Genomic DNA, 11,680 nt, shown 5'->3' with positions numbered 1-11,680 from the left:
AAGAATATGAACATCGCCAATTCTTTGACAAAATATCCCTTCGTTGTATGTATCAGCTCTTGTAATGGATAGTTTCCTGGCTTTTTCTAATAATTCTAAGGCATCATGTAAATTGCCATACGTTTTTAAAATATCTGCTTTATGTAACCAAACCTTGAGTGTGTCATTTTCATGGATTTGGTGTTCCCATGTTTCTAAGATTTCATACGCCTTTTCATATCTTCCTGTATCCATTGCTGTTTTTACAATTTGTGGATAAAGGGTTAATCGGTACGCCTGTTCGCTTTCGGGGGCATTGTTTAATAGGTCTAATAAGTGATGAAGTTCTGAAAGGTCTTGTGAAATAATAGTAGTATTATCCTCGGTTCTTGGTAATGGGTCTGTAATGGGCTTTGGTTCTCCATCCATGTTGGTATGCAGATCTAATATCATGGAACGAAAGCTCCACATATCGGGCATTTGTTCCATAATAGTTCGGGCATAGAGTTCATCTGCCGAAGAAGATACAAAAACCATTAAGGCAATAGGATATTTTGCTAATGTATCCCGTCTGAGATTTAAACCTGCCAAAATGTCCGTTTTTCGTTTGTTTTCTAGTGCTATTTCTGGGGTTTCTCTATTTTGGCTGTCTAATTTTTTTTTTAATAGGATTTCAAAATTTTCTAAAAATAAGAACCCTTTTTCAAGTGCATAATAGGTTTTCGTAAGAGATTGATAATCTATTTTTTGAGCGTCTAACTTTTTGGTGGGTCTTTGAGGAAATAATTGTTGTAAGTCGCTTTGTATTTTACTGACCAAAGAATAATGATTATAGCGGACAATAATAAATCGAAATGTTTCAAACCCCAGCATTTTAAATAAAGGTGCGGTTTCTACTGTATAATTATCTAACATAATGTTTATATAATTCAGAAATTTCAACAATAGGATTTACACGTTTGAAAGTGCCATCGTTATATTCAAAAATTATCGAATTTTCTATTAGATTTTGCCACTCTTCGTTAAAAGCAACTGGTTCTCCTTGTTCGTTTGCTGTTTTGAGTTTTTTTAACCTACTCAAATCTACTTCAGAAATATAATGAGAGGATTCAGCAGCTAATCTTTTTAGTGCATTATGAAGATCAGAACTTTTTAAAATACCCTCGTTTCTATTTGCATATAAATACGTATATTCTAATATTCTAAGGAGTTCACGTGGTGAGCCACCACAGTGTAGAATGGCTGTTTTTACAGTTTCGGGATTATCAAATAATCGAGCATCTATCCTCTTATATACAAATTCTGTAAACTTTTCTACTGCTTTTTCTACAATATTACCATTTTTTTCAAGAATTTTCACAAAGGGGAAAGAAATTACTTTGCTAAAAGTAAGCAGACGCCTGGATTCCATTTGCAATTCTATGGGGAGAGTAAAAATGGTATTGACTTTTATTTGGGCAAAGCGATTAGATTCTTCTAAAATTATTCTCTTACGGATTTCATGTGTGTTTACTTTTTCTAAGCCATCTACAATAAACAATAGTTTTTGTGCAATTTCATGTTTTCGCAAGAACATATTTACACTTTCCACATATTGATTAAATTTTTTAGCAAAATCAGTAAAATTATTTTTAAAGATTGTTCTAATAGTATCAGCCGTTTTTTGAGTGCCACGAATATAATCTTTTAGTTTAGTGGCTATACCCAAAAAATTTAATAAATTTCCTGTACCAACTTGTATGTTTAATTCTGAACTACCTTCCTTTTTAAGTTATTCATTTACTTCCCTTACTCTTGCTTCAAACCATGTATTTAAATCATCAATAATACCTTGATCTAAAATTATATGTTTATTCTTTTCAATTTCTTCAAATAATCTTTCTAGCTGAAAAATAAGAATGTCGGCGTATTCCATATCGTTCAGGTTTAAACCTTCGTCTAAATTACAAGTAACACAAAAAAAACAATCTTTATTGTTTAGTTGCTTCGAAATTTTAGATAATTCTGAAGTTTTTCCAGAACCTCGCATTCCCGCCAAAAAAATAATTGTATTATTACCATCACTTGGGTCTCCTTGGTAAGTAAAGGAATTTGCATCTACGTTTAAACTTCCATAAATTAGATTATCTTTAAAATCGCCTCTCACATCTGAAAAATTTGTATAAAACTCGTGGTCGGGTGAAATAGGGACATTAAGTTGGATGGCACTACTTATTTGCGAAAATGTGGTAGCTTTTTTATAAACATTTGGATTTGTCATATTTTTTTTGATTTGCAAGTGTAGTACATGGTATATTATTGTGGATTGTTGATTCTTCTATTCTGGTTTTGTTGCTATGGATACTTTTGCTTTCAGAGAGCTGGCTATTCCTGCTACTTTTACTAAGTACTGAGACGGGACCGATTCATCTATATGTAATACTACTACTCCTTCTGTAGATCCATCTAATACTTTTTTGAGTTCTGATTCTATATTGTTACTACGTACTAATTTATCATTTACGTAGTATTCTATATTTTTAGTGATGGTAACACTTACTTTTTGGAGAACTATAGTACTTGATTTACTGGATGGGAGATTTACGGGTAATCCTGAAGGGGTTATGAAGTTAGAAGTAAGCATAAAAAAAATGAGGAGTAAAAATATAATGTCTGTCATGGATGACATGCTGAAAGAGACATCTATTTTATTTTTAGGTACTAAGTTCATAATTTTATGATTTGGGTTCTTGTAAAAGTTCTATAAAATCTATACTGTTATATTGCATTATATAGATTATTTTTTGAACTCTTGTGGTAAGATAATTATATGCTAAATAAGCAATAATTCCTACTATCAGACCTGCAGCAGTGGTAATCATTGCCTCGTATATTCCTGATGAGAGAAGTTTTGGACTTATAGATCCTTCTTCTTGGGCTATGGAAATAAATGCCTGTATCATACCTGTGACGGTTCCTAAAAAACCAATCATGGGAGCGGCACCGGAGATAGTTCCTAATATACTGATATTTTTTTCTAATTTATAAAGTTCTATCTTACCTACATTTTCTATAGATGCTTCTATAGTTTTGAGAGGACTGCCGAGCCGAACAAGTCCTTTTTCTATCATTCTAGAAGTAGGACTATTTATTTCTTGACAAAAAAGTATAGCACCGTTTATATCCCCGGTAATTACTTTTTTTTTTATATATTCCATAAAAGAATCTGTTATGTAAGATGCTTTTTTTAGCACTAATAGTCGTTCTATAAATATAGCTACTGCTATAAAAGAGAGAGCGAATATGGGTATCATCATAATGCCACCTTTTATGGTGAGGTCTAACAAGGTTATTTCTTCAGTACTCATAGCTTAAAATTATACTTACAATAGAGAATGAATAATTAATATTTAAAAGCCCATACATCACTTCCATATTCTGTTTTGTATTTTTCTAACTCTGTTAAAGCACTTTGGTAGCTGTCATAGTCCGATACACTTACTCTATAGTACGGTTTTTTAGACGTTACGGGTTGTATAATTTTTGTAGAAATACCTTTTAGTGCCAGTTCACTCGTAAAATCATTTGCTAGGTCCTCATCGAAAAAACTTTTAACAATAATATAGGAACGACCCGTTTTTTCAGATATAACTAAAATTTCCCCCACCGTGTTTTTCTTTTCTTCTTCAACTACTATTGGCTCTGTATTTTCTGTAAACTGAGCAGTATCTGCTTCCGGAATTACTTCTGTAGTAGGTGTATTTTTTTTATCTTTTATGTATTTTTCAACTCCCCAAAAAGTTATACCGCAAACGAGTATACCCAAAAGAATAAAGGAAGTAACTAATATAAATTTTCTATTAGAACTCGATGGGCGAGTTGGACCATATATGTCATCTTTTTTATTTTGTGCCATGTCTTTATTATTATGTTTATTATTTTTTACAAAAGAGTTTTTATTATTTGATGAATAGTAAGAAGGAGTATATTCTTCTGAAAGATGATGGTCTACTCCAAATATAGAATTTGTATAAGAATTTTCCTTTTTATTGTCATTGGAATTATTATGTCCTATAAAAGAAGTATTAGAAACCTTTACGGTGTCTTTGTCATCTTTCAGAGAATCATAATTTAAATCGGGTAATTCAAAATCATTACTTTCCTCTTTATCTCTATCCTTATCTTTATTCTGTAACCAGTCCTTGTTTGTAATATTGTCTAGCATTGTTTTTTTATTATATTTGAAAATATATACATATATACAATAATAATCTTATTTTTAAACTTTTAAAACACAAAATGAAATTGTGCTTACTCAATGAATATAATTTTGAATTCTATACTTTGATTTCTATCCAAAAAATTGCTTTTGATATACTTTTATTTTTTTATATTCAAAAATACAAATATAATGTGGTTAATGATTTTTTTACATACTATTTAAAAAACATTACTATAATAGTATTTTTTTTATTAGTTTTCTTTTTTAAGTATCGTTTTAGAAAAAAGATTTTTTATTTGTTATTAATTTTATTTTTTCATTTTTAAAATAACCATCGTAATATGATTTTTAAATACAGTTTTTTAGTGGTAGTGGTTTCTTTTTATATAATATCTTGTAAAAAAGCAGATAAAAAACAAAATATGGGAGAGCAAATAGATACTATAAATGTTCTAACAGCGGAAGAGCAAAAAAAAGGTTGGAAATTACTTTTTGATGGAAATACTTTTGCAGGTTGGCATAACTATGGGATGAATGGGGTAGTGGGATGGAAAATAGAAAATGGAGAAATCATCGCTTTAGGGGAAAGTAACGACATAGTGACCGACCAAGATTTTGAAAACTTCGAACTTGCCCTCGAATGGAAAATATCCAAAGGAGGAAATAGTGGTATATTCTTTCATGTAAAAGAAGATTTTGAACAGTACAAAAGAACTTTTCAAACCGGACCAGAATATCAGCTGATAGACCAAGAAAATCACATCAACTCTCTCGATGAAAATCAAAAAACAGCAGCTAATTACGGTATGCATACCGCTCAAAATCCAAAATATCGCCCTTACGGAGAATGGAATACTACTCGTATAATCGTTAAACAAGGAAATGTAGAGCATTGGCTCAATGGAGAAAAAGTATTAGAGTATACTTTGCAAACGAAAGAGTGGCTTGATCTAAAAAATACAGGAAAATGGAAAGCGTTCCCCGATTATGGAAAGTTTACTACAGGAAAAATAGCTCTCCAAGACCACGGCTCCCCCGTTTTTTTTAGAAAAATAAAACTCCTTCCTTTATAATACCATATTTCATAAATATACAAACCGAAAATCATTAATGCTAAGAACTTTTATAGGAAATTTAGGGCATCTTTTTGTAATAATAAGTTTTATAACTGCTTTATTTTCTGCAATTTTTTATGCAAATGCACAAAAAGATGCCAAAACAGAATCCTACATACCCAATATGTGGAAACTTGCAGGCAGATATACTTTTTTCATACACTTTATAAGTATTATTGGAGTTATAGTATGTCTTTTTAGTATCATCACCAATCATTATTTTGAGTATCATTATGCTTGGGGGCACTCTTCTCTTTCTCTTCCTGTGTATTATCAAATCTCTTGCTTTTGGGAAGGACAAGAAGGTTCGTTTCTTTTATGGATATTTTGGAATGCAATACTTTTTCTCTGCATAGCTCTAAAAAAAAACCTTGTTTGGGAAAGTCCTCTTATGATGTTTTTTGGCTTTATACAGAGTTTTTTAGTTTCGATGATATTAGGTGTGGTGGTTTTTGATGTTAAAATAGGCAGCTCTCCCTTTATTTTATTGCGTGATGCTTTAGATATACCCATTTTTCAAATCAATCCTGATTTTATTCCATCGGATGGAAGGGGGCTCAACCCTTTATTACAAAACTATTGGATGGTTATTCACCCTCCTACACTGTTTTTAGGGTTTGCTTCCACTGTAGTTCCTTTTGTCTACGCTCTTGCGGGCTTATATAAAAAAAAATATACCGAATGGGTAAAACCTGCCATCTTCTGGTCGATCTTTTCTACATTAATTCTGGGAGTGGGGATACTTATGGGAGCTTATTGGGCATATGAAACCCTCAATTTTGGTGGATATTGGAATTGGGACCCTGTAGAAAATGCAGTATATATTCCTTGGTTGGTATTAGTTGCTTCTTTGCATGCTCTTATTCTTTTTAGAACACATAAAAAAGCTCTCCTTCTTGCTTTTATATTAGTGATAGCAACTTTTTTATTGATTCTCTACTCTACCTTTTTAACAAGGTCGGGAATATTAGGCGATTCTTCCGTACATTCTTTTACTGACTTGGGGCTTTCGGGACAATTACTACTCTATCTGCTCTTTTTTACCCTTATTTCGGCGGTACTTCTTGGAAAAGAATGGAAATATATTCCCGCTGATAAAGAAGAAAAACAAAAATATTCGGGTGATTTTTGGATGTTCTTGGGAGTAACAGTCCTTTGTTTTATGGCTTTTCAAGTTTTTATTCCTACTTCTATCCCCGTGTATAATGCTCTTTTAGAATCCTTTGGAATACCCTCAAAAATTGCCCCGCCTGTGAACCCAATACAATTTTATACTCAATTTCAAATTATTTTAACCCCTATAATGGTTCTTTTGGCAGGAACAACTCAATTCTTTTGGTATAAAAAAAACTATGCTTCTAAAAACAACATCCTCATTCCCCCACTCGTTCTTACTCTCCTGCTCTCCTCTCTCTTTATAATCATTGCTCGCATAACAGATGCCTCTTATATATTTGTGCTTATTGCCTGTATATATTCTTTTGTAGTGCATATTTGGATTATCCTTTCTTTTGCCAAAAAAACAAATACAATAAATGCAGGTGCTGTCTCTCATATCGGAATTGCCTGTATTCTCTTAGGAATTTTATGTTCATCGGGCTATTCTCAAATGGTTTCTCTGAACAACACGGGCAGAATTTGGAGCAAGGACTTTCCTGATGAAATAAATACCAATAATATACTCCTTTTTCAACACCAACCTACCGCTATAAATGGATACTCCCTCATCTATAAAGGAATGAGAAAAGAGGTAAAAAATCTACCTTTCTTGGTGAATGTCTATGATTTAGAACCTACTGACGATGCTCTATTATGGACAACCAAAAGAACGCTGCAAAAAAACAACCAAATATTCTATAAAAAAATGGATACGGTAACCATACAAAACCCACATCTCACCTATTTTGAAATAGAATATATACCTGAAAATTTAGATACCTTTACGCTCTACCCACAGGTATATATGGATGAGGCAAAGGAAACTATTATATATTCTCCCGATATACAGAGCAATTGGAATAAAGATATTTACTCCCATGTTCGCACCTTCCCCGACCCAAAGGCAGAAGCAAAATGGAGTGATATGGAAGAAATAGAAGTCCGAATGAAAGAAAATTTTTTTGTCAACGACTTTGTGGCAAGAGTAGAAACAATAGAAACCATACCCCACCCCGAACTCAGCAATGAAGATATTGCTGTCAAATTTCATATTGCTATCTCGGGGAACAATCAAACATTTGTAGCAGAACCAATGTTTCTCATCAAAGATAAACTCATCGGCAGGATACCCTACGAAGTAAAAGACATCGCCGCTAAAATTACCATACTCAATATATATCCCGAAAAAAATAGCTTCTCCATCGGTATAAATACTGCTCAAAAAGAATGGATAATACTCGAAGTAGTAGAAAAACCATTCATAAATATAATGTGGTTAGGCGTGTTTATCCTCATAACAGGGTTGATAATCTCCCTCAAAAAAAACAAATAACCCCATACATTCCCGCATCTTTATTTATCTCTTAAAATTTCTGCTTAATGCCTGAATAAACAACGTGTGCTTTGATATATGTATTGCAAGAATAGTATTAGATAACCATAACCCCAATAAAATAGTAAGATGAACTCATATATAAGAATATACAGAACTCAATTACTATTTTTTTTACTCGTAACCTTAGGAGCCTCATACCCACCTAAGGTTACTTTAAAAAAAGTAGAGAGCTATTATGGTCCTCCATTGAATTTACGAAAGAATAAAAACGTTTGGAAATGGGGATATTTGCTAGTTGGTGCTATGCTTAAAAGACGAATAGCATTGAAAATTAGAATTTATATATTGACACTCCTGACCTTGGCAGCTTTTAATTTCAAAGTTTTTGGAACTGCTCAAATTTCAGATATACTCATTTACAAAGGTGATACGTTTATGATCTTTTCAACCCCATTAGAACAATTAGCGAATATTGATTCTTTAAGAGATAAACTGTTTGGAGACAAAAAAAGTTATTGGAATACGGCTTGTTATAGAATGTATCAAGCCGAGTGGACAATAATTGATAATCAACTATACTTGACATCCATTTATAGTTGTGACTATTATCACGACAAAGTTAAAGCGGATTTAAAGACACTATTTGGTGAGAAGTTTTTAAATGGAAAAGTTAAAGCAGATTGGGTGACAGGAGAAATTCTATCACCACAAGGAAAACAACTTTACTATGTTCATTCAGGTTACGAATCACTTTACGAAAAAGAAGTTATTTATGAAATTGTTAATGGAAAATTAATAAATGGAAATACGATTTACAATAATAAAAAATCAAGAAAATCAATATATGGTAACTTCAAAACACTGTTTCATTTTATATATTCAAACATAAAATGGGAATTACTTCCAAAAACAGACAAGACCGTTACGGTTTTTATTCAATTTTCAGCAAACGAACAAGGAATAATTGACAGTTTGGAAATAGTGAAAGGATTTAATGAAGCTTATAATAATGAAACATTAAGAGTCATAAAATCTATACCTGAATGGGATGTATTTTACAGAGGTGGAAAACACAGAAGACAACGTATGGTTTTACCTATAAGTTTTAATGAAGAAAACAGAATGAAGTATCAAAAGGACTAAAAATGAATGAAGTAAAAGATAGATGTAATTATTTTCATTATGGGATACGATTTCTATGGAATAATAATGGCACGGGTGTGTATAATTATAAGAGGTATACTTAATATTCCTGATAGTAAGCATCGGGAGGTCGTGGGTATATAATGTATACTTCTACTCCATCCGATACAGTAGGTTCTGTGGGGTGTAGTTTTTAGCAATGGGTATTATAAATAAAAAAGAGAGCATCTCTAAAAAGTGGCTCTCTTTTTTTAGATTATAAGAATTTTTTGTGAAAACTAATGATGAAGCAAGAAATTACAAAAATGATGAAGAGCGATAGACCTATGGCTCATTTTATTTTTCTCTTCCGCAGACATTTCCGCAAAAGTTTGTATATGATTTTTGGGAATAAAAAGGGAATCATACCCAAAACCATTGCTCCCTCGCTCTTCAAAAGCAATACTCCCATATATCTTTCCATCAAATTGAAATATCTTTTTGTGATATATCAATGTGAGAACGGTGAGAAAATAACATTCTCGATGGGTAATATATTTCATTTTCTCTAACAAAAGATTTTTATTATTTTTTTCATTTCGGGGGAGTCCACCATACATAGCAGAAGAGACACCTGGTTCTCCATTAAGGGAATGGACTATAAGTCCACTATCATCAGCAAGAACATATATATTATATTTCTGTGCAACATACAGAGCTTTCTCTAAGGAGTTGCCAGGGATAGTATTTTGGGTTTCAGGGAGTTCTTCTTTACATCCGATTTCTGCAAGAGAAATAAATTCTACTGTATCTTTGAGTATAGATTTTATTTCCTGTATTTTATGATGGTTATTGGTAGCGAGGCAAATCCTTTTCATCGGATATTTACGTTTGAGACATCATATATGAGAACAGAATTGGCTGTAATAGGAGAAGAATTAATATTCCCATATCCCAGTTTAGAAGGTATAAGGAATAAAAAATGATCTCCTTTTCCCATATACGTTAATCCTTCTGTAAAACCACTTACTAATGCATTGATACCGTAGTTAGTGACTAATGGAAGGTAGAGAACCGTAGTGTCATATTTTCCATATAAAATGGCATCACTTTTTCGTGATGTTTCTACCACGCTATCATTCAGTAATGTAAGTGTATAGTGAACAGATATGATGTCTCCGTATTTGGGTTTTTGAGATTTGGGTATGGTATCTATTTTTTGGTACCGCAGGCCGGAGCTGGTAATAATTATATTTTTCAAATTCTTATCTGCGATGTATTTGTCTATTGCAATGCTATCTAACTTATACTGTGCCGCATAGTCAAAGGGTATAGTTTCTTCAACGGTTATGCAAGAATAGATGACAAAAGAGAGGAGTAGTAATATGGATATTTTGAGAGAGATTTTCATTTTTTTAATAGAAGTTTTTAGAATATTTTTGCCAATACTTAATAATACAAAAGCCAATAAAAGCACCGCCGAGATGTACAGAGTGGGCTACATTGTCATTTACCATAGTAGAGTATTCACAAAAGATTTCATATACTATATAAAATAGGACTAAATATTTTGCTTTTACTAATATAGGAGGGATAAGGAGTTGGATTTCAAAATTAGGGAATAAGAGAGCAAATGCTACTAATATTGCAAAAACAGCACCTGAAGCCCCTATTACTTGCATACTTTCATTCTTTTTCACAATGTCTATTACTATACTTTGTGTGCTATAGATGAGGTCTTTATTGGTAGGGTCTTTATGGAACTCCGCAAACAAATCGTCTTGTTTTCCATCTCTGAGAGTATATTTTTTAGTATCCAAATAATTGCCAACAAACAGTTCAAACCTGTCGGGAGTAGGGTTAATCATATACGATTTGGCATCTTCATTCATTTGATAAGTAAGTATATAGGTATAAAAGATATATATTATACCAGCCCCTACTCCTGTTGCTAAGTAGAAAAAAAGAAATCTCTTCCCTTCCCAAACACGCTCTAAAAAAACACCAAACATAACAAGCCCTAACATATTACTGAGAATATGAAGCACCCCTCCGTGAAAAAACATATACGTGAGTAATTGGTGATAGTGAAATTCTAAAGAATTAAAATGGTGCAGAGCAAAGAAAGAAGATATATCTTTAGGATTGATGAGGAACCCAAAGTTATAAAGAAGTTGTAATAAAAGCCCTATTCCATAACATGCTACATTTATAGTGAGCAGTTTTTTTATGGTGGGAGTAAGTCGAATCATAGTATTATTTTATGAGTTGTTTTATTATTATATAAAATTTAATAAATACCTACATTTAAATGATATAATTTGTTACATCAATCATTTTCAAAATATACTTGTTTATATACTATATTTATATAGATAGGTAATGCAAAAATATATATGGTATTTATTTTCGTTCCATTGCATAAGATGGGAATAAAAAAAACAAAAATATAATATTATCTATTATTTTCACATAAAAAATGAAAATATACATATTCTCACAATAAATAATGTCATTTTTATTGTTTTTTTACCATTATAATACTTTGATTATCAAAATAATCAAAAAACATTATATTTTACCGATTCAAGCAAATTATACTTAATTACTCACCTTACGCAAAAAAATATATTCAAAAAATGTATTTTAAATTTGAACTGTGAGTCCGCCACGAAAATTCTTTTTTAAAGAGAAAGAACCTGTAAAAATGAATGCCATAAAATACCGTTTAGATTATGATAATAGTTTTAAAACTATCATAGAACGTTT

General features: G+C 31.7%; 12 protein-coding genes. 3 read left to right on the top strand and 9 right to left on the bottom strand.

The genetic code is table 11. The features are described from left to right. The 6 genes from QM536_07870 to QM536_07845 form a co-directional block, all read right to left on the bottom strand. Window positions 1-894, bottom strand: an 894-nt coding sequence (locus QM536_07870; GenBank protein MDI9356920.1) for a hypothetical protein, incomplete at its 3' end; no start/stop codon positions are given. Next, window positions 884-1,687: a hypothetical protein gene (locus tag QM536_07865; protein MDI9356919.1), complete on the bottom strand. Its 804-nt coding sequence runs from the start codon at window positions 1,685-1,687 to the stop codon at window positions 884-886. The genes QM536_07870 and QM536_07865, both read right to left, overlap by 11 nt. A gap of 63 nt (window positions 1,688-1,750) precedes the next feature. Next, window positions 1,751-2,239 (bottom strand): hypothetical protein, encoded by a 489-nt coding sequence (locus QM536_07860; protein MDI9356918.1) that lies wholly within the window; start codon window positions 2,237-2,239, stop codon window positions 1,751-1,753. Window positions 2,240-2,296: 57 nt separating this feature from the next. After that, a complete protein-coding gene (locus QM536_07855) occupies window positions 2,297-2,689 on the bottom strand; it encodes a biopolymer transporter ExbD (GenBank protein ID MDI9356917.1) in 393 nt (130 codons plus the stop codon). Window positions 2,690-2,693: 4 nt separating this feature from the next. Further along, on the bottom strand, window positions 2,694-3,326 hold the full coding sequence (locus QM536_07850) for a MotA/TolQ/ExbB proton channel family protein (protein ID MDI9356916.1): 633 nt from the start codon (window positions 3,324-3,326) through the stop codon (window positions 2,694-2,696). A gap of 35 nt (window positions 3,327-3,361) precedes the next feature. Beyond that, a complete protein-coding gene (locus QM536_07845; GenBank protein MDI9356915.1) occupies window positions 3,362-4,183 on the bottom strand; it encodes an SPOR domain-containing protein in 822 nt (273 codons plus the stop codon). Window positions 4,184-4,521: 338 nt separating this feature from the next. On the opposite strand from QM536_07845, the gene QM536_07840 reads away from it, so the two are divergent. The 3 genes from QM536_07840 to QM536_07830 all read left to right on the top strand — a co-directional run bounded on the left by QM536_07840 (window position 4,522) and on the right by QM536_07830 (window position 8,932). Next, a complete protein-coding gene (locus QM536_07840; GenBank protein ID MDI9356914.1) occupies window positions 4,522-5,253 on the top strand; it encodes a DUF1080 domain-containing protein in 732 nt (243 codons plus the stop codon). 37 nt (window positions 5,254-5,290) lie between these two features. After that, complete coding sequence (gene ccsA / locus QM536_07835; GenBank protein MDI9356913.1) at window positions 5,291-7,786, top strand: cytochrome c biogenesis protein CcsA; 2,496 nt, start codon at window positions 5,291-5,293, stop codon at window positions 7,784-7,786. Window positions 7,787-7,915: 129 nt separating this feature from the next. After that, complete coding sequence (locus QM536_07830; GenBank protein MDI9356912.1) at window positions 7,916-8,932, top strand: hypothetical protein; 1,017 nt, start codon at window positions 7,916-7,918, stop codon at window positions 8,930-8,932. A gap of 278 nt (window positions 8,933-9,210) precedes the next feature. On the opposite strand, the gene rdgB is transcribed toward QM536_07830, so the two are convergent. From rdgB to QM536_07815, 3 genes are read right to left on the bottom strand one after another with little or no spacing between them, the layout of a single operon-like run. After that, the gene (gene rdgB / locus QM536_07825) at window positions 9,211-9,789 is read right to left on the bottom strand and encodes an RdgB/HAM1 family non-canonical purine NTP pyrophosphatase (protein MDI9356911.1); all 579 of its coding nucleotides are present in this window, start codon (window positions 9,787-9,789) and stop codon (window positions 9,211-9,213) included. Continuing rightward, window positions 9,786-10,322 (bottom strand): FKBP-type peptidyl-prolyl cis-trans isomerase, encoded by a 537-nt coding sequence (locus QM536_07820; GenBank protein ID MDI9356910.1) that lies wholly within the window; start codon window positions 10,320-10,322, stop codon window positions 9,786-9,788. The genes rdgB and QM536_07820 overlap by 4 nt, the downstream gene beginning before the upstream one ends. A 4-nt stretch (window positions 10,323-10,326) precedes the next feature. Beyond that, complete coding sequence (locus tag QM536_07815; protein MDI9356909.1) at window positions 10,327-11,163, bottom strand: rhomboid family intramembrane serine protease; 837 nt, start codon at window positions 11,161-11,163, stop codon at window positions 10,327-10,329. Window positions 11,164-11,680 lie beyond the last annotated feature (517 nt).

It is taken from the genome of Chitinophagaceae bacterium (assembly GCA_030053935.1).
Taxonomy (GTDB): domain Bacteria; phylum Bacteroidota; class Bacteroidia; order Cytophagales; family JASGCU01; genus JASGCU01.
The sequence above is the reverse complement of the archived record's forward strand: the minus strand, read 5'-3'. Positions and strand labels throughout refer to the sequence as shown.